The sequence below is a fragment of the Paracoccus tibetensis genome (assembly GCF_900102505.1).
Lineage (GTDB): Bacteria > Pseudomonadota > Alphaproteobacteria > Rhodobacterales > Rhodobacteraceae > Paracoccus > Paracoccus tibetensis.
In genome coordinates this window covers 1-23,239 of sequence record NZ_FMVT01000002.1, presented here as the reverse complement: position 1 = coordinate 23,239, position 23,239 = coordinate 1, and the positions used below count along the sequence as shown (strand labels likewise).

Annotated in this window: 20 protein-coding genes, 2 tRNA genes and 1 pseudogene; 18 read left to right on the top strand and 5 right to left on the bottom strand. The window is 66.3% G+C overall.

Going from position 1 to position 23,239, the window contains the following annotated elements; translation table 11 throughout:
- Positions 1-176 precede the first annotated feature (176 nt).
- The 13 genes from urtA (at position 177) to BLP73_RS02820 (ending at position 12,531) form a co-directional block, all read left to right on the top strand.
- Positions 177-1,430: an urea ABC transporter substrate-binding protein gene (gene urtA, locus BLP73_RS02880; protein WP_090740125.1), complete on the top strand. Its 1,254-nt coding sequence runs from the start codon at positions 177-179 to the stop codon at positions 1,428-1,430.
- Positions 1,431-1,511: 81 nt separating this feature from the next.
- Positions 1,512-2,438 (top strand): urea ABC transporter permease subunit UrtB, encoded by a 927-nt coding sequence (gene urtB / locus BLP73_RS02875; protein WP_090740123.1) that lies wholly within the window; start codon positions 1,512-1,514, stop codon positions 2,436-2,438.
- An 8-nt stretch (positions 2,439-2,446) separates the two neighbouring features.
- Positions 2,447-3,652 (top strand): urea ABC transporter permease subunit UrtC, encoded by a 1,206-nt coding sequence (urtC, locus tag BLP73_RS02870; RefSeq protein WP_090740122.1) that lies wholly within the window; start codon positions 2,447-2,449, stop codon positions 3,650-3,652.
- 9 nt (positions 3,653-3,661) lie between these two features.
- On the top strand, positions 3,662-4,411 hold the full coding sequence (gene urtD, locus BLP73_RS02865) for an urea ABC transporter ATP-binding protein UrtD (protein ID WP_090740120.1): 750 nt from the start codon (positions 3,662-3,664) through the stop codon (positions 4,409-4,411).
- 10 nt (positions 4,412-4,421) lie between these two features.
- Positions 4,422-5,111, top strand: a complete 690-nt coding sequence (gene urtE / locus BLP73_RS02860) for an urea ABC transporter ATP-binding subunit UrtE (RefSeq protein WP_090740119.1) — start codon at positions 4,422-4,424, stop codon at positions 5,109-5,111.
- A 25-nt stretch (positions 5,112-5,136) separates the two neighbouring features.
- Positions 5,137-6,366 carry a formamidase gene (fmdA, locus tag BLP73_RS02855; RefSeq protein ID WP_090740117.1) on the top strand — a complete coding sequence of 410 codons (1,230 nt, stop codon included), beginning with the start codon at positions 5,137-5,139 and terminating at the stop codon, positions 6,364-6,366.
- Between the two features lie 54 nt (positions 6,367-6,420).
- Positions 6,421-6,771 carry an FmdB family zinc ribbon protein gene (locus BLP73_RS02850; RefSeq protein WP_090740116.1) on the top strand — a complete coding sequence of 117 codons (351 nt, stop codon included), beginning with the start codon at positions 6,421-6,423 and terminating at the stop codon, positions 6,769-6,771.
- A 194-nt stretch (positions 6,772-6,965) separates the two neighbouring features.
- Positions 6,966-7,805 (top strand): c-type cytochrome, encoded by an 840-nt coding sequence (locus BLP73_RS02845; RefSeq protein ID WP_245686531.1) that lies wholly within the window; start codon positions 6,966-6,968, stop codon positions 7,803-7,805.
- Positions 7,806-7,872: 67 nt separating this feature from the next.
- Entirely contained in the window at positions 7,873-8,346 is a 474-nt protein-coding gene (locus tag BLP73_RS02840) for a DUF427 domain-containing protein (protein ID WP_090740113.1), read from the top strand.
- Positions 8,347-8,867: 521 nt separating this feature from the next.
- Complete coding sequence (locus tag BLP73_RS02835; protein ID WP_090740111.1) at positions 8,868-9,059, top strand: hypothetical protein; 192 nt, start codon at positions 8,868-8,870, stop codon at positions 9,057-9,059.
- A gap of 488 nt (positions 9,060-9,547) precedes the next feature.
- Positions 9,548-10,447 (top strand): hypothetical protein, encoded by a 900-nt coding sequence (locus BLP73_RS02830; RefSeq protein ID WP_139165875.1) that lies wholly within the window; start codon positions 9,548-9,550, stop codon positions 10,445-10,447.
- A gap of 58 nt (positions 10,448-10,505) precedes the next feature.
- A complete protein-coding gene (locus BLP73_RS02825) occupies positions 10,506-10,904 on the top strand; it encodes a phage holin family protein (protein WP_090740108.1) in 399 nt (132 codons plus the stop codon).
- Positions 10,897-12,531, top strand: coding sequence for a phospholipase D family protein (locus tag BLP73_RS02820; RefSeq protein WP_245686530.1), 1,635 nt, complete (start codon positions 10,897-10,899; stop codon positions 12,529-12,531). Before BLP73_RS02825 ends, BLP73_RS02820 begins: the two co-directional genes overlap by 8 nt.
- A 194-nt stretch (positions 12,532-12,725) precedes the next feature.
- Here the strand turns inward: BLP73_RS02820 and BLP73_RS02815 are convergent, their stop codons facing one another.
- From BLP73_RS02815 to BLP73_RS02800, 4 genes are all read right to left on the bottom strand, one after another.
- The gene (locus tag BLP73_RS02815; protein ID WP_090740105.1) at positions 12,726-13,250 is read right to left on the bottom strand and encodes an outer membrane beta-barrel protein; all 525 of its coding nucleotides are present in this window, start codon (positions 13,248-13,250) and stop codon (positions 12,726-12,728) included.
- Positions 13,251-13,899: 649 nt separating this feature from the next.
- On the bottom strand, positions 13,900-16,074 hold the full coding sequence (locus BLP73_RS02810; protein WP_090740103.1) for a site-specific integrase: 2,175 nt from the start codon (positions 16,072-16,074) through the stop codon (positions 13,900-13,902).
- Between the two features lie 168 nt (positions 16,075-16,242).
- Positions 16,243-16,317 (bottom strand) — tRNA-Asn (locus BLP73_RS02805).
- Between the two features lie 60 nt (positions 16,318-16,377).
- Complete coding sequence (locus tag BLP73_RS02800) at positions 16,378-17,235, bottom strand: MBL fold metallo-hydrolase (protein WP_245686529.1); 858 nt, start codon at positions 17,233-17,235, stop codon at positions 16,378-16,380.
- A 41-nt stretch (positions 17,236-17,276) separates the two neighbouring features.
- On the opposite strand from BLP73_RS02800, the gene BLP73_RS02795 reads away from it, so the two are divergent.
- The 4 genes from BLP73_RS02795 (at position 17,277) to BLP73_RS02780 (ending at position 21,755) form a co-directional block, all read left to right on the top strand.
- The gene (locus BLP73_RS02795) at positions 17,277-18,632 is read left to right on the top strand and encodes an ATP-binding protein (protein WP_090740100.1); all 1,356 of its coding nucleotides are present in this window, start codon (positions 17,277-17,279) and stop codon (positions 18,630-18,632) included.
- Between the two features lie 140 nt (positions 18,633-18,772).
- Positions 18,773-21,190, top strand: a complete 2,418-nt coding sequence (lon, locus tag BLP73_RS02790) for an endopeptidase La (RefSeq protein ID WP_090740099.1) — start codon at positions 18,773-18,775, stop codon at positions 21,188-21,190.
- Between the two features lie 148 nt (positions 21,191-21,338).
- Complete coding sequence (locus BLP73_RS02785) at positions 21,339-21,617, top strand: DNA-binding protein (RefSeq protein ID WP_090740097.1); 279 nt, start codon at positions 21,339-21,341, stop codon at positions 21,615-21,617.
- A gap of 63 nt (positions 21,618-21,680) precedes the next feature.
- Positions 21,681-21,755, top strand: a tRNA-Val gene (locus BLP73_RS02780).
- A gap of 640 nt (positions 21,756-22,395) precedes the next feature.
- On the opposite strand, the gene BLP73_RS19685 is transcribed toward BLP73_RS02780, so the two are convergent.
- Entirely contained in the window at positions 22,396-22,680 is a 285-nt protein-coding gene (locus BLP73_RS19685) for a helix-turn-helix domain-containing protein (protein ID WP_245686528.1), read from the bottom strand.
- Positions 22,681-22,972: 292 nt separating this feature from the next.
- Here BLP73_RS19685 and BLP73_RS02770 point away from each other — a divergent pair.
- A pseudogene (locus BLP73_RS02770) lies at positions 22,973-23,239 on the top strand (transposase); the annotation flags it as partial.

Sequence of the window (23,239 nt, the reverse complement as noted above, 5' to 3'; positions counted from 1 at the left end):
CTGTTCCCGCGCAGTTTTCCGGCTGGCGCGCGGGTTGTGGCACGGTCGTCAGCGTAGCGGCAAAACTGCGAGTCGGCATACGTCATTCGACGTATGTCGCGGTGCGGCATCTCCTTGCAGGCTGAGGGTCAGGGCGCGGTTTTCCCACCGCGCCGGCCATCCAGAAGGAGCCCGCCATGCCCCCCAAACCACCCTCTCCGCCATCCCGCCGCAGCTTCCTTGCCGGGTCAGCCGCGCTGACTGCGGCGCTGTTCCTGCCCAAGCATCTGAAGGCCGCCGACTTCCCCACGGCCACGGTCAACACCACCGGCCTCGCGGTCACCGACACCGAGGTGACGGTGGGCATTCTGCATTCGGTCACCGGCACCATGGCGATCTCCGAGACGGGATCGGTCCAGGCCGAGAAGCTCGCCATCGCGCAGATCAACGCGCAGGGCGGCGTGCTCGGGCGGCAGATCAAGTTCATCCAGGAGGACGGCGCATCTGACTGGCCGACCTTCGCCGAGAAGGCGCGCAAGCTGCTGGTCAACGACAAGGTCGCCTCGGTCATGGGCTGCTGGACCTCGGCCAGCCGCAAGGCGGTGCTGCCGGTCTTCGAGCAGCATAACGGGATGCTCTACTACCCCACCTTCTACGAGGGGCTCGAGGAGTCCCCGAACGTCATCTACACCGGCCAGGAAGCCACGCAGCAGATCCTCGCGGGGCTTGACTGGGTGACCCAGACAAAGGGCGCGAAGTCCTTCTACCTGCTCGGCTCGGACTACATCTGGCCGCGCACGTCGAACAAGATCGCCCGCAAGCACATCGAGAAGCTGGGGCTCGAGGTGGTCGGCGAGGAGTATTATCCGCTTGGCCACACCCAGTTCAACTCGGTCATCAACAAGATCAAGCTGCGCAAGCCCGACGTCATCTACGCGATCGTCGTGGGCGGCTCGAACGTCGCGTTCTACAAGCAGCTGCAGGCGGCGGGGATCGACCTGACGCGCGAGGCGCCGCTGCTGCTGACCATCTCGGTCACCGAGGACGAGATTCTCGGCATCGGCGGAGAGAACATCGCCGGCGCCTATGCCTGCATGAAGTACTTCCAGTCGCTGGACAACGCCAACAACGCCGCCTTCGTGCAGGCCTTCAAGGAGATGTGGGGCCAGGACATCGTCATCGGCGACGTGACGCAGGCCGCCTATCTCGGGCCGTGGCTCTGGAAGGCGGCCGTCGAACGGGCCGGCAGCTTCGACATCGACCGCATCCGCGAGGCGAGCCCCGGGATCGAGATGGACACCGCGCCCGAAGGCTACGTGAAGGTCCACGAGAACCACCACCTGTGGTCGAAGACCCGCGTCGGGCGGGCGATGCCCGACGGCCAGTACGAGGTCGTCTTCGAGACCGCCGAACTGGTCGAGCCGGACCCCTTCCCGGAAGGCTACCAGTAGGCGCGAACCCTCCGGCGAGCGCCGTTCGACAGCGGGTGCCGGCCTCCGGCATCCGCCCCATTCCCCGACGCGAGGTGCGCGATGTTTGCCGACTACAGCTGGGGCGAGCTGGGATCGATCTTTGCCATGCAAGGATTTGCCGGCCTGATCCTGTTTTCCGTCTTCGTGCTGATGGCACTGGGGCTGGCCATCATCTTCGGCCAGATGGGCGTGATCAACATGGCCCATGGCGAGTTCATGATCCTGGGCGCCTACGTCACCTACCTCATGTCGGGGCTGTTCCAGACCTGGCTGCCGGGCCTCTTCGGGATCTATTTCTTCGTCGCCATGGCGCTGGCCTTCGTGGTGGCCGGAGCCTTGGGGATGGTGGTCGAATGGGCGCTGATCCGGCGGCTCTATCACCGGCCGCTCGACACGCTGCTGGCGACCTGGGGCCTGTCGCTGATCCTCCAGCAGACCTACCGCAGCGTCTTCGGCGCCCGCGAGGTCGGCGTGACCGTCCCGTCCTGGATGATGGGCTCGCTGCCGCTGACCAACATGATCGAGGTCCCGATCAGCGGGCTCTTCGTCATGGTGCTGACGATCGTCATCGCGGCCGGGGTCTACCTGCTGCTCTACCGGTCGCAATGGGGCCTTCAGGTGCGTGCGGTCATGGCCAACCGCACCATGGCCGAAGCGACCGGCATCAACACCGGAAGGACCGACCGGCTGACCTTCGGCATCGGCTGCGGGGTCGCGGGCGTCGCCGGTTCGGCCTTCACGATGATCGGCTCGACCGGGCCCACCTCGGGACAGCTCTACATCGTGGACACGTTCCTCGTGGTCGTCTTCGGCGGCTCGGCCAGCCTGCTCGGCACCATCGCCTCGGCCTTCACGATCAGCCAGACGCAGTCCTTCCTGGAATTCTTCCTCTCTGGCTCGATGGCCAAGGTCCTGACGCTGCTGGCCGTCGTCGGCGTGCTGATGCTGCGCCCGCAGGGCCTGTTCACCCTCAAGCTGCGGAAATGAGGCGAACCATGCGTGACACCACCCTTGCAGCCTCGCCCACTCGCGGCTTCCTGACCCGGACCGAACTGGCAGGCGCCGCGATCCTCGCGATCCTGATCTTCCTGGTCCTGCCGGCGATCCTCGATCCGTTCCGGCTGAACCTCTACGGCAAGTACCTGACCTATGCCTTCGTGGCGGTGGGGCTGGTGCTGTGCTGGGGCGCCGGCGGCATCCTCAGCCTGGGGCAGGGCGTCTTCTTCGGCCTTGGCGGCTACTGCATGGCAATGTTTCTCAAGCTGGAGGCCTCGACTCCCGAGGCCACGGCCATCCAGTCCACGCCGGGCATTCCCGACTTCATGGACTGGAACCAAGTGACGGCGCTGCCGTGGTGGTGGGAGCCGTTCCATTCGCTGACCTTCACCCTCGTCGCCGTGGTCGCGGTGCCCGTCGCATTCGCCTTCGTCATCGGGATGGCGATGTTCCGCCGGCGGGTGGGCGGGGTCTACTTCTCGATCATCACCCAAGCCATCGCCGCGATCCTGACGATCCTGATCATCGGCCAGCAGGGATACACAGGCGGCGTGAACGGCATCACCGACCTGCGCACGCTCAAGGGCTGGGACATCCGCACCGACGACGCGAAGGAGGTGCTGTATCTCGTCAACGGCGTCCTGCTGTTTGCCTGCCTGGGGATCGCGCAGTTCATCCGCCGCTCCAAGGCGGGCCGGCTGCTGATCGCCATGCGCGACCGCGAGGACCGCGTCCGCTTCTCCGGATACGACGTTGCCGCCTTCAAGATCTTCGTCTTCTGCGTCGGCGCGGCCTTCGCGGCCATCGGCGGGGCCATGTTCACGCTCCAGGTCGGCTTCATGTCGCCCAGCTTCGTCGGCATCGTGCCCTCGATCGAGATGGTGATCTTCTGCGCCGTGGGAGGGCGCCACTCGATCCTTGGCGCGGTCTGGGGTGCCCTTCTGGTCAACCTGGCCAAGACCGGCTTCTCGGAGAGCTTCCCCGAGCTGTGGCAGTTCGGCCTTGGCGGCCTCTTCATCGCGGTGGTGTTATTCTTTCCCGAGGGGCTAGCCGGCCTCTGGAACCGCCATGTGGCGCCACTGCCGGCACGGCTGCGCAGGCGCCCCGTGCCACCGCAGGTCCCGAGCCCCGCAGCAGCGCCGAAAAAGCCGATGCCTCCAGCAAGTCCCGCCGGCACGTCGCCCGCAGCGGCCCCGGCCGAATGAGGTGCAAGCATGAGCATTGAGAACCCCAGGCTGATCCTGTCGGTCGAGGACCTAACCGTGTCCTTCGACGGGTTCAAGGCGGTGGACGGGCTGAACCTCTACATCGCCCCCAACGAGTGCCGCGTCATCATCGGGCCGAACGGTGCCGGCAAGACGACGGTGCTGGACCTCATCTGCGGCCGCACCCGCGCCACCTCGGGCTCGGTCGAGTTCAAGGGGATGGAGCTTTTGAAGATGCGCGAGGACCAGATCGTGCATGCAGGCGTCGGCCGCAAGTTCCAGACCCCGTCGGTCTACGAGGACCTTACGGTCTTCGAGAACCTCGAGATCAGCTATCCGCGCGGCTACTCCGTCTTCGGCGCGCTGGCCTTCCGCCGCACCGCCGAGGTGCGCGAGCGCATCGAGGAGGTGGCCGAGGTGATCTTCCTGTCCGATCACCTCGACCAGAAGTCCGCCCATCTCAGCCACGGCCAGAAGCAGTGGCTGGAGATCGGCATGCTGCTGATCCAGGACCCGCAGCTGCTGATGCTGGACGAGCCGGTCGCGGGCATGTCCGTGGCCGAGCGCGTGAAGACGGCCGAGCTGCTGAACCGGATCATCGCGGACCGCTCGGTGATCGTGGTCGAACACGACATGAAGTTCGTCGAGGAGATCGCCACCCGCGTCACGGTCCTGCACCGCGGCAAGCTGCTGGCCGAAGGCTCGATGGCCCATGTGCAGGCCGATCCCGACGTCATCGAAGTCTATCTGGGCCATTAAGGGGGCGATCATGCTGAACGTGAACGGATTGCGCGCCGCCTATGGCGAAAGCGAGGTGCTGCACGGCATCGATCTGCCGGTCGCCCCGGCCGAGATCGTCGTGATCATGGGCCGCAACGGCATGGGCAAGACAACGCTCATGAAGACGCTGATGGGCATCGTACCGGTGAAGGCGGGCGACATCCTGCTTGGGGATGCGCCGATCGGCGCGATGCGCCCCCACCAGCGGGTCGCACATGGTCTTGCCTATGTGCCGCAGGGCCGCATGATCTTCTCGGCCATGACCGTGCAGGAGAATGTCGAGACGGGCCTGACGGTGACCGGCCGTCGCCAGGTGCCGGGTGACATCTACGAGCTGTTCCCCGTCCTGCGCGAGATGAAGGCGCGGCGCGGCGGCAACCTGTCGGGCGGCCAGCAGCAGCAGCTGGCCATCGCGCGCGCGCTCGCCTCGGACCCAAAGGTGCTGCTGCTGGACGAGCCGACCGAAGGCATCCAGCCCTCGATCATCCGCGAGATGGCGCGGACGCTGAGGCGCATCCGGGACGAGCGCGGGCTGTCGATCCTGATCTCGGAGCAGGTGCTCAGCTTCGCGCTGGACGTCGCCGACCGGGTGATGGTGATCGAGAACGGCCAGATCGTCCACGACGCCCCGCGCGCCGGCCTCGACGAGGCCCGCGTCGCCCGTTTCCTTTCCGTCTGACCCGCCAACAGGAGGCAATCCAAGAATGGCCGATACCCTCATCTCCGTGGACCTCGCGGAAAGCCCGCACACCAACGAGAAGATCCACAACCGCTGGCATCCCGACATCCCCATCGCGGTCTGGGTCGAGCCTGGCGACGAGTTCAAGATCGAGTGCTACGACTGGACCGGCGGGCAGATCGCCAACAACGACGACGCCGCCGACGTGCGCGATGTCGAGCTGGAGCAGGTGCACTACCTGTCCGGCCCCATCGGCATCAAGGGCGCCGAGCCGGGCGATCTTCTGGTGGTCGAGATCCTCGACATCGGCGCCAAGGAGGAAAGCCAGTGGGGCTTCAACGGCTTCTTCTCGAAGAAGAACGGCGGCGGCTTCCTGACCGACCATTTCCCGCAGGCCCAGAAGTCGATCTGGGACTTCCACGGCATGTTCACCACCTCGCGCCACGTGCCGGGGGTGAAGTATGCGGGCCTCATCCATCCGGGGCTGATCGGCTGCCTGCCCGACCGCAAGATGCTGGACATGTGGAACAGCCGCGAGAAGGCCCTGTTCGACACCGACCCCGCGCGGGTGCCGCCGCTGGCGGCGCTTCCGAACACGCAGTCGGCCCATATGGGCGCGCTGACCGGCGAGGCCCGCGACAAGGCTGCCGCCGAGGGCGCGCGCACCGTGCCCCCGCGCGAGCATGGCGGCAACTGCGACATCAAGGACCTGTCCCGCGGCTCGACGATCTACTTCCCGGTCTATGTCGAGGGTGCCGGCCTCTCGATGGGCGATCTGCATTTCAGCCAGGGAGACGGAGAGATCACCTTTTGCGGCGCCATCGAGATGGCCGGCTGGCTTCACCTGAAGGTCAGCCTGATCAAGGACGGCTGCGCGAAATACGGCATCCGCAACCCGATCTTCAAGCCGTCCCCGATGGCCCCCAGATACGACGACTTCCTGATCTTCGAGGGGATCTCGGTCGACGAGTCCGGGACGCAGCACTATCTGGATGTGCATGTCGCCTATCGGCAGGCCTGCCTCAACGCGATCGAGTATCTCAAGAAGTTCGGCTATACCGGCGCACAGGCCTACGCGATCCTCGGAACAGCGCCCGTCCAGGGGCACATCTCGGGCGTGGTCGACATCCCGAACGCCTGCGCAACCCTGTGGCTGCCGACCGACATCTTCGCCCATGACATGATGCCCAACTCCTCGGGGCCGGTCATGCATCTCGACGGATCTGTGGATGTCCCCCTCGCGCCCGATCTGTGACGCCATCGGCGGGTCGCAGCGCCCGCCGCGCCTCAATCAACGAAAAGGCTTGCCATGCCCAGCTATGACTACCTCTGCGCCGCCTGCGGCCCCTTCGAGGCCCGCGCGGCGATGGCGGACTACGACCAGCCCTCGGCCTGCCCGTCCTGCGGCACAAGCAGCCCGCGCGCCCTGCTGACGGCGCCGATCCTGGCGCGCATGGACGGCGGCCGGCGCGCCGCCTTCGCCACCAACGAGCGCAGCGCCGACAGCCCCCGCCGTCTGAGCAAGGGCGGCGGCGCCGCCCACGGCCCGGGCTGCGGCTGCTGCTCCGGAGCCGGCAGCAAGGGATCGTCCGGCACGTTCTACCGCCCGGACGGCTCGAAGTCCTTCCCCGCCAAGCGCCCCTGGATGATCTCGCACTAGCGACGCCATGCGGCCGGAAGCCGGACCCGCGTGCCGCCGGAACGGACGTGCGGGTCCAGTCGCTGATGGCTGAAATCGTTGCACAAGGCAGCCCATGCGCCGGATGCAGCGCGTGCATTCCCAGCAGAACGTGATACACTTCGCCTTGCCGTCGTCGTCACGGCCATCTGTGAGGCTTGAGCATCATGCGTTGCTTGTTCCTGACCGCACTTCCAGCCTTGTCCCTGCTCAACTGCCCGGCCGCCTCTGCGGCGCCGTCGGTCGAGCGGGGGGAGTATCTCGTCACCGGTCCTGCCGCCTGCGGCAACTGCCATACGGCCACTGGTAGGGACGGGCCGGACCTGTCGCGTCTGCTGGGGGGCGGACTGGTGGTCGACAGTCCGGCCTTCCGGGCCTACGCTCCGAACATCACCCCGGCCGCAAGGATCGGCGGATGGTCCGACGCCGAACTGGCAAAAGCCATTCGCGAAGGCGTGCGGCCGGACGGAACGCTGATCGGGCCGCCGATGCCGTTCGCGGTCTATCGCGGCCTGTCGGACGACGACCTGCTGTCGATCGTCGCCTATCTGAGAACGGTGCCGGAGGTGGAGGGACAGCAGCCCGAAAGCGTCTACAACATCCCGCTTCCGCCCGCCTACGGCCCGCCGGTCGAGACGGTCACCCACCCGGTCGAAGGCGTCAGCATCGAATACGGGGCTTATCTGGCGGGCCCCGTCTCGCACTGCGTCGAGTGCCATTCCGCGCCGGGCCCGCAGGGGGCGATGATCGAGACGCATCCCTTCGCGGGCGGGTTCCAGTTCGAGGGCCCCTGGGGCCTCGCGGTGGCGACCAACCTGACGCCTCATCCCGAGGACGGTCTCGCGGATCATTCGGACGCGGAGTTGAAGGCCATGATCACCCAGGGCATCCGGCCGAACGGCGAGCGGATGATGCCGCCGATGCCCTACGACTACTTCGCGAAGATGACGGATCAGGATGTCGATGCCGTGATCCTCTACCTTCGAAGCCTTCAGCCGCTGCCGTCCCCGGAATGATGGTCAGGTTCGCCGATGTCGGGATCGCGGTAGGGGTGCGCGCGTGCCACGCCGGGGAAGCCGCCGCATGACGGACCTTCCGCGCGAGAACGTCCAGTCCTATCCGCGCCCGCCGAGACTGGAGCCGGTCCCGCAGCGGATCAGGATCGTCCTCGGCGGCGCCACAGTGGCCGAGACGACCCGCGCCCTGCGTGTGCTCGAGACGCATCACGCGCCGACCTACTACCTGCCGCCCGACGACGTGATGGCCACGCTTCGCCCGGCACCGGGGACGAGCTTCTGCGAATGGAAGGGGACCGCGCGCTACTATGACGTGCTGGTCAAGGGCGCGGCGGCCCCACGCGCGGCATGGGCCTATGATCGCCCTGCCGCAGCATACGCCGCGCTCGCGGGCCATGTCGCCTTCTATGCCGGACTGGTGGACGAAGCATGGGTGGGAAATCTGCAAGTCGCGCCGCAGCCGGGCGACTTCTACGGCGGGTGGGTCACGCCCAATCTTGAGGGCAACATCAAGGGCGCGCCCGGGACGCGGCACTGGTAGGAAGGCATGCTCGCCATGGTAGGCGTCGCACCTGCGGCGAAGATCAGGGCGGCCGTCTTGGCGAGGCGGCTCGTCAAGCTTCGCGTTGGTTGGGACGTGAATGTGCAGCGAGAAGCAGAGGAACGATCTCAGCGGTTGGCGCCAGGCGCGAACTAAGAGCCGCGGCAGATTACCGAGAGCCGCAAGTGTGCACGTCAGAGGCGGGAGTCAGCCCTATCTTCGAGTCTGGGAATACACTGCTACGGACGCCTTGCGCAGCTAGATAAGCACGAAGTCTTCGAGTTGAGACGCCCAGTCTCGTAATCCTGCACAGAGGCAGCAACTTACTTCGATTTCGGCTCCGGCGGTAGGGTCCGAGAGATTTTTGCACTTCCTTGCAATGCCTTGGTGTCAAGCGCAAGTTTCAAGCTCTGGCGACCAGATGCACCTGATTTGTCTAACATCGTGCATTGCAATGAAGCGATCTCGGGCGCCTCGCGCGCGAGGAGCGGCGCCTTGCAGACGGAGATGCCCGGCTCTTCATGGCCGGCGAGCTTGCCGAGGCTGATACCTTCATGGCCGATATCGACAGCCTGGTGGCGCGGGCGTCCAGCCTGAACGCCGCTGTTCTGCGCCGGCTGGAGGATGAGGCGCGCGAGGACCCCCGGCGGGCGGAGGCCCTCGAGAAATTCCGCAAGACCCGCGGGCTGCGGATCGAGCTTCCCGCTTTCTGATTCGGATCGCGCTCACCCGCACCGGGTTGCAGTCGTTCTTCATCCGCAGTCCACCTAAGGCGGCAGGCAACCTGCGCGCCTGCCGGGGCTTCTGTCGCCATGGCGGCGAGGAATTGCGGACGCATGCCGGGGTTCAGATGCGCGCTGCACGGTCCTTGATAGAGCGCCTGCTTGCACGATGACCTCTCGTTCGCAGGTCGGGACTGTGGCCGGGTTCGAGACGCGGCAGAACCTCGGGCGCCGCTCCGGGACCATCTTGGCCTGAAGTCGATCCGGCTGTGACAGGGCGACGCCCGTCCGTCCGGGATCTGCTCCAGTCTTTGCGACTGCCTCGCGCGGAGCAACGCTGTTGAAATCGACGCGGAGTCGGCGGACCCTTGCAAAGTCGCGACCGCAGCTGGCTTGAGGTGGGGATGCAGCAAGCACGGACAAGCACGGCAGACGTACTTTTGCCCTGGCGCCATTGCCTTGTCATCGCGGGGGCAGCCTTGGCGCTTGCGATCCCGTGCCATGTCCTCGCCGGACCGACTGGCGCCGTCGCGGCGCTGGCCGGCTTTGCATGCTGCGCCTTCGGCGGTGCGGCGGCCGGGATGCGCGGTGCGGCAATGGGCGGGGCGGGGCTGGTCGCGGCGCTGGCGCTTGCTCTGGTCTGGCCCGGCTGGTGGGCCTACGCATTGCTGTGCGCGGCACTGTGCGCGGCGGCGGGAATCGAGGCCGCGGCGCGCGGCACCCGGATCGCGATCATCGTCATGCTCGGAGTCACGCTGGTCTTCGCCTCGGGGGCCCCGACCGGCTTGCCGGCGCTGGCGATGGCGGGACTGGGGGCCGCCACCGGCGCCGTCGTCATGGGCCATCTTGCCCTCTGGTCGGTCATCCCCCCGCAGAGGCTGTCGCGGGCCCAGGGGCTGCGCCTTGCTCTCTTTCTCAGCCTCGGGGTGACTCTTTCGCTGATCCTTGGGCTGCGCGCGCCGCAGCACGGGCATTGGATTGCGGTCTTGTTCATGTCGCGGGCGCTCGTGCCGTTCGGGCAGCGGCGCGCGCCCCTGATGCGCTACGGGACCGGCGCCGCGCTCGGGGTCAGTGCCGCGCTGCTGATCGAGGCGGTGCATCCGCCCGGACTGCTGCGGGTCGCGCTGGCGATTGCAGCGGCCGTCCTTGGCCTGCGCTTCATGCTGCATGCCCGGCCCATCGGCCCGGCCATGACCACGCTCTCCGTCCTGCTGGGAACCGCTCCCACGATGCGGGACGCGCTGTTCCGGGCCGAGGCGGTCGCAGCTGCCCTCGGGATCGTCGTGCTGGCCGGTCTGGTCCTGGACCGGCTGTGGCTGGAGCCGCGCAGCGGCCCGAATGACGTGCATCGGGCGACAAATGGGTCGCGATCGCGCTGAATCAGTGGCCCGATGCCGGTTCTTGATGTATGTTTAGTCATGTGCAGGAGGTAGTAGCATGGTTCGAATGCTCCTTTCGACGCTTGCGTATCTTGCCGCAAATGCGGTCGGGCTCTTGCTGGCAGCGACGATCCTGCCAGGCTTTCGCATCGACGTCCTCTCGTTCCTTTTGGTCGTGATCCTCTTTTCGGTTCTGCAGGCGGTCCTCGGGCCGCTCATCTCCAGGATGGCGGCCAAGCGCTTGCCGCAGGTGATGGGAGGCATCGCACTGGTGACCATCTTCGTTGGCCTGTGGATCACCGACCGTTTGCTGTCCGCGATGGAGATCGGAGGCATCTCCAACTGGCTGGCCGCCACGCTGCTGGTCTGGCTGGGCAGCCTGATCGCCACGATCCTGCTGCCGATCTATGTCTTCAAGAGCCTGGGCCACGCGCCCGGTGCGCGGGGACGTGCATAAGCCGACGCCTCCTGACGGGGGCGGGGCGGCGCCGGCTGTCGGACGCCCGTTCAAGCCGCGCGGGCGCGTGGCGCGTGGGGTGATGGCGCTGCTGCTCCTGCTTCTCCTTGTGGCGGGAGGGCTGCTGGCGCTGCGACTGACACATCCTCTGCCGATCCGAGACGGGCTGGCCGCGTCCATGGCCATTCCCGCCAGCACCGACACCCGCCTCGGATCGGCGGTGATCCCCATGATCGAACGCCACCCCGGCCTCAGCGGCGTGGCGCCCTTGGCGGATGGGCGGGACGCGCTGGCGATGCGCGTTCTTCTGGCCCGCGCGGCCGAGAGGTCGCTGGATGTGCAGTATTACATCTGGCAAACCGACACGACGGGATGGCTGCTGCTGGACGAAGTGCGGGCGGCGGCAGATCGTGGGGTGCGCGTCCGACTGTTGCTGGACGACAACGGCATACCGGGCCTCGACGAGGTGCTGGCCGCGCTCCATGCGCATCCGGGCATCGAGGTGCGGATCTTCAATCCCTTCACTCTCAGGCGCCCGAAGCTGCTGTCCTACGGGTTCGACTTTCCGCGCCTGAACCGGCGGATGCACAACAAGTCGATGACCGCCGATGGCGTGGCGACGATCCTTGGCGGGCGCAACATCGGTGACATCTACTTCGCCTATGGCAGCGGGGTAGCCTATTTCGATCTGGATGTTCTGGGCGTCGGTCCCATCGCACGGGACGTGTCGACCGATTTCGACGGCTACTGGTCCAGCGCCTCGTCCTACCCGGCGGACCTGATCCTGCCGCCGGCAACTACGGGGACCGAGGCGCTGGCACGGGCTGCAGAGACGGCGCGGCAGTCAGTTCTTGGCTCGGAATATCTTGCCGCGATTGCGGCTGCGCCCCTTCTGCAATCGCTCATGGCTGGCGAGGATATTCTGGAATGGACGGATGCGGTGCTGGTCAGCGACGATCCCGCCAAGGGCTTGGGCCGGGCCACGCAGCAGAACTTGCTGATCGGCAAGCTTGCGGACCTGGTGACCGAGGTCGAGCAGCAGATCGACGTGGTGTCTGCCTATCTTATTCCGGGGCGGACCGGCAGCGCCCTCTTCCGCGACCTCGCGGCCGAGGGTCGGCAGGTTCGGCTTGTCACGAACTCGCTCGAGGCGACGGACGTGCCCATCGTTCACGCCGCCTGGATGAACTATCGAGAACGACTGGTGCGCGAGGGTGTTCAGGTGCAAGAGCTACGCGCGCAGCCGGGGCAGGGGCAGGGCGATGTCGATTTTAGCCTGGCCCGCATCCTCACCGGGTCCAGTTCCAGTCTGCACGCCAAGACCTTTGCCATCGACGGCACGCGCATCTTCATCGGGTCGTTTAACCTCGACCCGCGCTCGGCCGCGCTGAACACCGAGATGGGCGTCCTGGTGGCAAGTCCGAGCATCGCTGAAAGCCTGGGGCGCGCGCTGGACGACCCCCGCCTCTTCTACGAGGTTGGCGCCACTCCTGAGGGCCGGATCGAGTGGCGCGAGACCGGGCCTGCCGGGGAGCAAATCGTCCACCGCCAAGAGCCGAATGCCAGCCTGGGCCGCCGCCTCTTCGTGTGGGTCGGAAGCTGGTTACCGGTGGAGTGGATGCTGTAGGCTCGCACCACGAGCTCGACGCCGACAGAGCCGCGAGGGTAGGGCTCCGGGCCGCATCACCGCACCACCCGCTCCGCCGAGGCCATGGCGGCTGTCTCGGCTTGCCTCAGCAAGCCGAGGATCGCGCGCAGGATCACGCCTTTCTCGTGGGCCGGAATCTGGCGGCCGTCACACGCCAGTCCGGCCGGAGGATCTCAGAACTTCCAGGACACTCTAAGATTGCCGCTCCAGGCGTCGGCATCGATGCCCGAGCCGCCGATGTCGGAGAAGTTGTGCTCGAGCAGCTCCAGGCTGACATTGGCTCGCGCCCCGACGGCATAGGCCGCGCCAAGGCCATAGAATCCGCCCCAATCGTCGCCGAGGCCGTCGACATTCACCTTCGCCGTGCCGGCTGCCACGTAGACGAGAGCCGGCCCGAAATCGTAGCCAGCGGTCGCCTTGAGGCGCATCACCCGATCCGCGGTGATCGCCCCCGGGATGAGCTCGACATCGGTCCAGTCATGCTCGATCTCGCCGCCGACAACCCATTGCCCCAGATCATGGCGATAGCCGCCGTGGATGCCGTAGGACGGGTCGCTCTCCTTCACGCCCTCGACGGTCGTGTCCACCTCGATCATGCCCGCACCCGCGCCGGCGTAGAAGCCTGACCAGTCGTTGGCCATTGCCGGCGTGGCGCAGAGGGCCAGAAGGGCCGCGCCCTTTGCAAGAAGCTTTGTCATTCACTGCTCCAGTTCATCGTTACCATCATCACAAGGCTGAAGTCGGGGTCTGCTGAAGATGCCCCCGATGATCCATTCTACCAAAATTCGGGATGCTCCAGTCGCCAATTTCGCAAGCCCGCTGCATCATCTCGGCGCGGTAGGGAAGCTGGCTCCAGCGTCGCTCCGGAGCCCGCGCCCGCCTACCGCGCGCCATGCTCGTGGTGTCTTCTCGGCGCATCAAGGCGCGACGCCGTCCGGTCCTTCGCCACTGCCGGCCGGGCGCGGCCTCCGCGCGCTGCCGGGCGTGCACCGCGCGGTTTCCGTGCACCATCAACTTCTTGAACGATGCTCGATTCGGGCGGATGATTCCGCATCCACAGAAGGGACAGGACACGTCTCGCTCGTTCGTGACCACGCTGGTCGCGGCGGCATGCTGGCATCTGCAGGTCTGGCGCAGACCACCAATGCTCCATCGCAGGGATCCGACACACCGCCCTCGGTCGGGTCCGGCCCGATATGCACCGCGCCCGCGGCCGGCATCGCGCCCGGAAAGATCAACCTCCGCAACTGCCCGAAGGCGAACATGAGCGCCTGTCGCGGGGTGATCATGCACACGCGAGTGGCCTTCCGTCTTGCATCAGGTCATGCGCGCCAAGCTGTGTCCGCGTCACGATGCCTGTCGAGCGTCGCAAGGTTGATCCACGGGCATGCCATCGGCGATGGCAAGCACGGGTCCCTGCCGCGACTTCCGGACTCCCGCAAAGCGTCTTGTCACCATCGACAGGTCGATGCGCTGTTCCTCGATATAGTCCCGGAGTGTTGCCAGGGAGAAACCTTCAGGCAGGTAGTGCTTGATTCCCACGTCCGGGTTGTCATGGCCGATCAGATATCGGCGCGCTGTATCGGGCGTCTTCGATCCTGTCATGAAGGTGTTGAAGGTGCCGCGGAGAGCATGGAAGTCCATGTGCTGGTCGTAGATGCCCTGAGCGCGGCGGTAATAGGTGAACCTCTTGGTGAAGTTCGACGTGTAGCTGAGCTTGGCGCTCCGACCACGGACAGCTTCAGGAAACAGCCTGACCTGACCCTGCTGCCGCTGGTGCGCCACGAGCTCGAGGAAACCCGGTTCGATGAGTTGCGAGTGGAGCGGGATCAGGCGGCGGGCGTTGTTGCTTTTCAGGCTCTGCCCGGTCCCCTGAAGGATGTCGAAGATCCAGATCCCGTCCATCGAAAGGATATTGTCGCAGTGGAGCTGCAGGATCTCTTCCGAGCGCAGCCCGTGCAGCCGCGCGATGAGCGGGGCCCAGTAAAGGGCGCCGTCGATCCTCGTCTTCCTCGAATTCCAGACCTTCGTCGCGAGCAGCTGCTTGAATTCGTCGCCCCAGAGCTTGCGCTTGGTGTCAGGTGCGCCCTTCTTCAGCTTTGCGACCGTCCTGTCCTTCAGCACGAAGGGTCGGAACGTGTTCATGGTGACATGGCCATGCGAAACTGCGTGATCGATGGCGCTGGCCAGCGTCATCTGGTGGCGCTGGACCGTCCGGGGCGAGAGCCGCGGCGTCATCCCCTCATCTGCGAGCGCGGCGGCCTGCGCGGGGGTCATCCGCTCCTTGCGTGCCCGCGCTGCCGCCCTGGCGCGCGCGGCATGGTCGCGGGCGTCTGCCTCCGCCGCCAGGGTGTCGTAGGACTTGCCGCGCTCGCGAAGAGACTTTCCATGACATGCCGGAAGACGCAGCAGGAGCGTGGTGAAGTTCTGCCAATCCGCAGATCCCAGTTCCGATACCCGGCGCGCGCCGATGGTCGCGGCAAGGATCTTCCGGGTGGACATCGTGGTGTCGGCATTCCGACCGAACCGGGCGGCCACGGTCCGGTCGACAATCTGCAGCGCGCCCTGCTGAACGATGCCTTGAGCTTGCGCTTCGAACCAGCTGTCGAAGATCTCGAGCAGCGTCGGCTCGCCACTGTCCTCTTTGCAGCGGGCCGGCGTGAAGCGGACCAGTCCCTCGGCATCCGCGTAAAGGATCTCGCCCGAGGCATCCTTCACCGGATCGCCGGGTGCCGCGGCGTCAAGGATGGCCGAGATGGGCTCTAAGATGGCTGCGGGCGTACCGCCACTCGCAGGGGTCATGAGCGTCGCCGGACCGGCGACCGCCCCGCCATCCTGCTCCTCTGCCAGTTGCGGCACGGGCGCGGTGGAGCAGGTTGGATGCGACGCCGGTTGCAAGGCGGCAGCCGGCGCATCTGAACGAGACACGGCAGCGTCGGCACCGGTGACTGAGAGTCCACCGAGCGCCAGTTCCAGATAGGGCTGGCGATCAGAAAACACGCCACGCGTGCGGCGCTCCCGTTCCTCGCTCGTCTCGATCATGAGCCGCATCATCCTGTCCGCGAGGATGGGCAGGTCCTCGTCGTGCCCTTCGATCACAAGGCCGAGGTGGCGGGCGGTCGACTCGATGGCCCGGAAGGCGGGATCGCGCTCGCAGAGCAGCAGCGAGTCGCGCAGCGATGCACGTGTGGCGGCCTCGACTGCGAGTGCCGCCTCGGCCGCCGCCCGGCTCCGAGGTCCCGTGAGGGCACGGATCCTGTCGGCCGTCTCGATCTCGAGGCGGGCATAGGTCACGAGCAGGCGGGTCATCACTTCGGGCGGCACGTCGATCTCTGCGCGGAAGCAGATGTCGGCGATCGCGGTGATGCGAGCGGCGACAGCTGCGGCTTCGCGCAGGAGGTTGGTCTTCAGCGGGAAACAGAAAACGGAAGTTGAATAGCGTGGCAGAACCGCCACAGGCACGCGCCGCCGCCAGAAGAAGCCGGTCGGCCTGAGTTCAAGATGGGGAAGGGACTTGGGCATGGATCCTCCGGCGTTGGAGGTGCCTCTCGTCGGCCAGGCCAGACCCGTCTGCGGGCGGTCCGCACGCCCCTTTGTGCAAGGGTCTGTGCAAGGACTTGTGCAAAGCGGGCCGGGCTCCCGTCAGGGAGCTCGAACTTCTCTTTCGAGATCAGGGCCTTGCGGAAGTCTTGGCTCCGGCGGTAGGGATCGAACCTACGACCAATTGATTAACAGTCAACTGCTCTACCGCTGAGCTACGCCGGAACACGGGGGCGATATAGCAAGCGGTTCAGGGGGCGTCCAGAGGGATCGGCGCCATTTTCGTCATGCAGACGAGAAAAAGCTGCGCGCCGTGATTTCTCGTTCTGTTTCAACGGCTCCCAGAGCGTGGAGCGCGATCAGGTGGGCCAGGACGTTGCGGCTGGCGGCGGGGTGCAGGGACGGGGGAAGGTCGTAGATCCGGCGGGCGAGGCTGTCGGCGTCGCCCGGCGCCTCGGTAAGTGCCGCGAGGATCTGGGCGGTGCGCTGGCGGCGGTGGGTCGTCAGTTCGGCGATGCGGCGGGCGGGGTCCGGGACCGGCTCGCCATGTGCCGGCAGGAACATCGCCGCGCCGTGATGCTCGAGCCGCGCCAGCGAGCGGAAGTAGTCGGTGAGATCGCCGTCGGGAGGCGAGATCAGCGTCGTGCTCCAGCCCATGACCAGATCGCCGGTGAAGACCACGTCCCGCCAGGCGAAAGAGAGATGGGCGCCCGAGTGGCCCGGCGTGTGCAGTGCCTCGATGTTGCCGGCCGGCGTGGTCAGAAGCGCGCCGTCGGCCAGCCGCTGGTCGGGATCGAAGCCCGCGTCAAGGCCGTCGCCGCCGCCCACCAGGCCCGTGCCGGCGAGCCGGCGCATCACGGGCGAGCGGCCGTCCTCGACGCCGCCGAAGGCCAGCACCGGCGCGCCGCTCATCTGCGACAGCCGCCGGGCGCCGGCGGAGTGGTCGAGATGCGGGTGCGTCACGAGGATGTGGCTGACGCGCCCGCCGGCCGCTTCCATCACCGCGGCAAGATGGCCGGGATGGTCCGGCCCCGGGTCGATGACCACGCGCTCGGCCGCGCCGATCACGAAGGTGTTCGTGCCCGGCCCCGTCAGGGGCGAGGGATTGGGCGCCAGCACCCGCACGAGGTCTTTCACTGCCATGTCCATCGGGATAGCCTAGCCGCGGCGTCAGGAGGTTGCCAATGCCGAACCCGATCGACACGGGCTGGGCCCGGAACATCGTCCCGCGCGGGCTGTACGGCCGGGCTGCGCTGATCCTGTTCCTGCCGGTCTTCGTGATCACGCTGGTCGTCAGCGTCACCTTCCTGCAGCGCCATTTCGAGGGCGTCACCCGCCAGATGAGCGCCAGCATGGCGCGCGAGCTGGCCTTCGTGGCGCGGCGGATCGAGCGGGCCGAGAATTCGGCCGTCGCCACCCTGGCGGGCGAGACGATCGCGGCGCCGCTCGGGCTGACGCTGCGGCTTCCGGCCGAGCCGCTCGAGGGGGACCAGCGACGCTTCTACGACTTCTCGGGCCGGGTCGTGATCGAGGTGCTGCGCGAGGCGCTGCCCGAGATCCTGTCCATCGACCTTGCCAGCGACGACAAGCGGGTGCAGGTCGTGATCGAGGGCGATTTCGGTCCGTTCTCGCTGTCCTTCGACCGGCGGCGCGTGAGCGCCTCGAACCCGCACCAGCTGCTGGTGCTGATGATCGTGACCTCGCTTCTGATGACGGGGATCGCGACGATCTTCCTCAGGAACCAGCTTCGACCGATCCGGCGCCTCGCCCATGCGGCCGAGGAGTACGGCAAGGGGCGGATCGTGCCCTATCGCCCGGCGGGGGCGGTCGAGGTGCGCAGCGCGGGCACGGCCTTTCTGGACATGCGCAACCGGCTGGAGCGGCAGAACGAGCAGCGCAAGCTGATGATGTCGGGGATCAGCCACGACCTGCGCACGCCGCTGACGCGGCTGAAGCTGGGCCTGTCGATGATCGCGCCCGACATGCCGCCCGACGCTGAGGACATCGCCGCGATGGAGGCCGACATTGCCGAGATGAACCGGATGGTGGACGGCTTTCTCGACTACGCGCGCGACGAGGCGCATGACAGCCCGCCGGTGCCGACCGAGATCGCGGGCTTTCTGGACAACGTGCTGGCCGATGCCGAACGGGCGGGCCAGCCGGCGCGGCTGGTGCAGTTCGAGGGCGCGGCCGATGCGCGCGCCGTCTTCCGCCCCGACATGCTGCGGCGGGCGATCGAGAACCTCGTCGGCAACGCGGCGCGCTACGGCACGCAGGTCGAGGTGGATGCCGCCGTCGGCCCGCGCAGCCTCAGGATCGGGGTCGAGGATGACGGGCCGGGCATTCCCGAGGACAGCCTCGACACGGTGATGCGGCCCTTCACGCGGCTCGATCCGGCGCGGCGGCGCGCGAGCGGGCAGGGGGCGGGGCTGGGCCTCGCCATCGCCTCGGACGTGGCACGGGCGCATGGCGGGCAGCTGCGGCTCGGGCGGGGGGCGCGGCTTGGCGGGCTGAGGGCCGAGATCGTCATTCCGCGCTAGATTCGCCGCTAGGTTTGGTGAGATCGCGTGTATTCTACCCGTCATATTGAACGGAACGGGGTGGCGTCATAAATTGGCGTGACGCAGGGGTCGTGCGTTGCCATGACGGGGCCACGGCTTCGGGCAGGAAAGGAAAGAACATGACGGAATTCACCTCCGGAACCTATCCGGTGCTGCCGCTTCGGGACATCGTCGTCTTCCCGCACATGATCGTGCCGCTCTTCGTCGGCCGCGAGAAGTCGGTGCGCGCGCTGGAGGCCGTGATGGAATCGGACAGCCCGATCCTTCTCGCGGCCCAGAGGGACGCGGCCGTGGACGAGCCGGCCGAGGACGGGATCTTCCGCACCGGCGTTCTGGCCAATGTGCTGCAGCTGCTGAAGCTGCCCGACGGCACCGTGAAGGTGCTGGTCGAGGGGCGCGAGCGGGTCGAGATCACCGGCTTCGTCGCCAATGACGATCATTTCGAGGCCACGGCCGAGACGCTGGAGGAGACGCTTGGCGACGAGGCCAGCGCCACCGCGCTGCTGCGCACTGTGACCGAGGAATTCGAGCGTTACGTCAAGATCCGCAAGAACATTCCCGAAGAGGTCGTCTCGGCCGTCGCCGAGGCGCGCGATCCGGGCAAGCTGGCGGACCTGGTGGCCGGCCACATGGGCATCGCGCTCGACCGCAAGCAGGAGCTTCTGGACACGCTCGACATCGCCGAGCGGCTCGAGAAGATCTACGGCCTGATGCAGGGCGAGATGTCGGTCCTTCAGGTCGAGAAGAAGATCAAGTCGCGCGTCAAGACCCAGATGGAGAAGACGCAGCGCGAGTACTACCTGAATGAGCAGATGAAGGCCATTCAGAAGGAACTGGGCGATGGCGAGGACGGCCAGAACGAGCTGGCCGAGCTGGAAGAGAAGATCGCCGCGACCAAGTTCAGCAAGGAAGCGCGCGACAAGGCCGAGGGCGAGCTGAAGAAGCTGAAGTCGATGTCCCCGATGTCGGCCGAGGCGACGGTCAGCCGCAACTATCTCGACTGGCTGCTGGCGCTGCCCTGGGGCGTGAAGTCGCGCACCCGCAAGGACCTGCCGCGCGCCGAGGCCATCCTCGATGCCGACCATTTCGGGCTGGAGAAGGTCAAGGAGCGGATCGTCGAGTATCTGGCCGTGCAGGCGCGCAGCCAGAAGCTGAAGGGCCCGATCCTGACATTGGTCGGCCCTCCGGGCGTCGGCAAGACCTCGCTCGGTCGGTCGATCGCCAAGACGACGGGGCGCGAGTTCATCCGCATCTCGCTTGGCGGCGTGCGCGACGAGAGCGAGATCCGGGGCCACCGGCGGACCTATATCGGCTCGATGCCCGGCAAGATCATCCAGGCGCTGAAGAAGGCCAAGACCACCAACCCGCTGATCCTCCTGGACGAGATCGACAAGATGGGCCAGGACTTCCGCGGCGATCCGGCCTCGGCCATGCTGGAGGTGCTTGATCCCGAACAGAACTCGACCTTCGTCGACCACTATCTGGAAGTGGAATACGACCTGTCGAACGTGATGTTCGTGACCACGGCCAACAGCTACAACATGCCCAGCCCGCTGCTGGACCGGATGGAGATCATCCCGCTCTCGGGCTATACCGAGGATGAGAAGCGCGAGATCGCGAAGGGCCACCTGCTGCCCAAGCAGATCGCCGCGAACGGTCTGCGCAAGGGCGAGTTCAGCGTGACCGACGAGGCGCTGACCCATGTGATCCGCTACTACACGCGGGAAGCCGGAGTCCGCTCGCTCGAGCGCGAGATCGCCAAGCTCGCGCGCAAGGCGGTGACCGAGATCCTCAAGGGCCGGGCCAAGTCCGTCGAGGTGACGCCCGAGAAGGCCGAGGAATATCTCGGCGTGCGGCGCCACCGCTACGGCCTGGCCGAGAAGGAGGATCAGGTCGGCGTGGTGACGGGCCTTGCCTGGACCTCGGTCGGCGGCGATCTGTTGCAGATCGAGGCGCTGCGCCTGCCGGGCAAGGGCCGGATGAAGACGACCGGGAAACTGGGCGACGTGATGAAGGAATCGATCGACGCGGCCTCCAGCTTCGTCCGCTCGGTCGCGCCCGAGATCGGGGTCAAGCCCCCGGAATTCGACAAGCGCGACATCCACGTCCACGTTCCCGAGGGCGCGACGCCCAAGGACGGCCCGTCGGCGGGCATCGCCATGGTGACGTCGGTCGTCTCGGTCATGACCGGCATCGCGGTCCGCAAGGATGTCGCCATGACCGGCGAGGTGACCCTGCGCGGCAACGTGCTGGCGATCGGCGGGCTCAAGGAGAAGCTTCTCGCGGCCCTGCGCGGCGGCATCAAGACGGTGCTGATCCCGAAGGACAACGAGAAGGACCTGGCCGACATCCCCGCCAACGTGAAGGAGGGGCTGACGATAATCCCGGTCGGCAATGTGCGCGAGGTGCTGAAGCTCGCGCTGGTACGGATGCCCGAGCCGGTCGAATGGGACGAGGCCGCCGAGGAGGCCGCGCAAGAGGCCCGCACCGCCGCGCATCGCCGCGACGAGACCTCGGGCAGCGCCGTCGCGCACTGAGACATGTGCTGGAAGTTGAAGGACCGGCCGGGGCACACACGCCCCGGCCGATTCATGTCGAAGTTCCGCCGATAGACATTTGTTGATCGTTGACGTTACGTCAAATTGCCTTACGCTAAAGCCATTGAACATCCGGGGGGCGTCAACGGTGGAATCGGACAGGGTTGTGACAGGCGGCGGAAGCGATCCCCATGTCGCGCAGGTGGTGCAGAAGCGCGAATTCGTCGACCGGGTGCTCGCCCGGACCGGCGCGCGTCGCGCCGAGGCGCGCCACATCATTGAGGCGACGCTGGCGGAACTGGGCGAGGTTCTCGAGAGCGGGCAGACCCTTGCCGTGCCGCCGCTCGGCCGGGCGCGCATCGCGCTGGAGCGCGACGCCCGCGGCGGACAGGTCATCACGCTGCGCCTGCGCCGCCGCGCCAGCTGACCTGACGGACGTGGCGAACTCGGTCTTGCAACCGCCTCCGGCAGGCGCTAGAAGCCGCGTCACGGGTGATTAGCTCAGTGGTAGAGCGCTTCGTTCACATCGAAGATGTCGGGGGTTCAAATCCCTCATCACCCACCATCTCCTCATGATGTCACCACGGCTCCTTGATCGATAAGGCGCCTGCGGCCATGCCGAAACAGCGCATCGCCGGACCTGTCATCTTGGTAGAGTAGGGAAGGTGAGGCTGGACATTGAGAATGCGCCAGTAAAATCAACTAGATATCAGCTGGTTTGTAACGGTGTAGCTTGCTGCGAACCGTCCGTGCGACGTCGCGTCAATAGTGGCCGGTGATCCGTTCTCATCAACTACTGTAGCCAACTGCAACCCTGCTTCGCGAAGAGCTACTTCTGTCTGCTGTCCGGCTGAACATGGCCCAAGTCTATGCCACAAAGCCGACTGTCAGGAACGGCAAGCTTGTTCGCGTCCGCCCCCTCATCCCGTGTGGACCAAGTCACCGCCCGTGTAGATGATCTGCTAAGCTGCACGTGCTTCTTCGCCTCGCCAGTCGTCAGCAGGACGAGAGACGACGCGTGGCATGTGCTTCTCTCGATTTACTTCCCGAAGATGCCCCGGAGCGCAGCGCGGGACCTTGCAGTAAGGGCGCGGATCGCTATTGCCAGAGGCAGTCCGGATCTCAGCCAACCACCCCTGCTCGTTCTCCGTAGCCGGCGTCCCGAAGATCTCTGTGATCGCCTTCGCTGCAGTCGCGCCCACTGCCTAATCGAGCGCGAGACGCATCAGGTAGGCCGGGTCAATTTCGAGTGCCTTGGCGAGTGATGGCACCCGGTCGAGGGGGATCTTGTTGCGACCGTTCTTCAGGAAGGTCATCATGTTTGCATTGGGAAATCCCGCCTCCGCAGCGATTCCCGCCTGGCTCTTGCGAAAAGCCAGGTCGTGGATGCGCGCTGCGATGAAGATGGCGGCCGCGCTGGTCTCGTAGGGAAGGGTCGCGTGTTGCTGTTGCTCCGTTGGTTGCAACATCAAGATACTGCGCGCGTTCATGCTGGTCGGGTGGGGAGTTCATGAAGACTTAACAACGCGACGTCCTAAAAGAAGTGCACGTCTCGCATAGAGATGCAGTCAGTGCCCATGACCGCGGAGCGCCGCTACCCTCCGGGTCTGACATTGTTATCTCTCGGCCTGTCGCGGCGACTGATGTCTGGCAAATTCTGCACACGCTTTCGCGATCGTTACGAGCTTTCTTCCGACGGCACCGATGAAGACTATGGGCAGTTTGAATAGCCCCATGTTTCGTGGACGCCTTCTTCGCTAGCTTTGAGGCAAGGAGGCCATGATGGGCACGGGGAATTTCACTGACGACTTCAAGCGCGATGCTGTCGCGCAGATCACGGAACGGGGTTATCCGGCGAAGGAGGTTTCGGAGCGGCTCGGTGTGAGCACGCACTCGCTCTATGCCTGGAAGCGCAAGTTCGCGAAGGCAGTGTCGGGTGACACAGAGAAGGATGCCGAGATCCGGCGACTGAAGCGGGAGCTGGCGCGGGTGTCCGAGGAGCGTGACATCTTAAAAAAGGCCACCGCGTATTTCGCCAGGGATGCAAAG

Bases quoted from the DNA above. Each gene is read 5' to 3' on its own strand.
- urtA (WP_090740125.1), top strand. From the start codon at position 177: ATGCCCCCCAAACCACCCTCTCCGCCATCCCGCCGCAGCTTCCTTGCC.
- urtB (WP_090740123.1), top strand. From the start codon at position 1,512: ATGTTTGCCGACTACAGCTGGGGCGAGCTGGGATCGATCTTTGCCATG.
- urtC (WP_090740122.1), top strand. From the start codon at position 2,447: ATGCGTGACACCACCCTTGCAGCCTCGCCCACTCGCGGCTTCCTGACC.
- urtD (WP_090740120.1), top strand. From the start codon at position 3,662: ATGAGCATTGAGAACCCCAGGCTGATCCTGTCGGTCGAGGACCTAACC.
- urtE (WP_090740119.1), top strand. From the start codon at position 4,422: ATGCTGAACGTGAACGGATTGCGCGCCGCCTATGGCGAAAGCGAGGTG.
- fmdA (WP_090740117.1), top strand. From the start codon at position 5,137: ATGGCCGATACCCTCATCTCCGTGGACCTCGCGGAAAGCCCGCACACC.
- BLP73_RS02850 (WP_090740116.1), top strand. From the start codon at position 6,421: ATGCCCAGCTATGACTACCTCTGCGCCGCCTGCGGCCCCTTCGAGGCC.
- BLP73_RS02840 (WP_090740113.1), top strand. From the start codon at position 7,873: ATGACGGACCTTCCGCGCGAGAACGTCCAGTCCTATCCGCGCCCGCCG.
- BLP73_RS02835 (WP_090740111.1), top strand. From the start codon at position 8,868: ATGGCCGGCGAGCTTGCCGAGGCTGATACCTTCATGGCCGATATCGAC.
- BLP73_RS02825 (WP_090740108.1), top strand. From the start codon at position 10,506: ATGGTTCGAATGCTCCTTTCGACGCTTGCGTATCTTGCCGCAAATGCG.
- BLP73_RS02815 (WP_090740105.1), bottom strand. From the start codon at position 13,250: ATGACAAAGCTTCTTGCAAAGGGCGCGGCCCTTCTGGCCCTCTGCGCC.
- BLP73_RS02810 (WP_090740103.1), bottom strand. From the start codon at position 16,074: ATGCCCAAGTCCCTTCCCCATCTTGAACTCAGGCCGACCGGCTTCTTC.
- BLP73_RS02800 (WP_245686529.1), bottom strand. From the start codon at position 17,235: ATGGCAGTGAAAGACCTCGTGCGGGTGCTGGCGCCCAATCCCTCGCCC.
- BLP73_RS02795 (WP_090740100.1), top strand. From the start codon at position 17,277: ATGCCGAACCCGATCGACACGGGCTGGGCCCGGAACATCGTCCCGCGC.
- lon (WP_090740099.1), top strand. From the start codon at position 18,773: ATGACGGAATTCACCTCCGGAACCTATCCGGTGCTGCCGCTTCGGGAC.
- BLP73_RS19685 (WP_245686528.1), bottom strand. From the start codon at position 22,680: ATGAACGCGCGCAGTATCTTGATGTTGCAACCAACGGAGCAACAGCAA.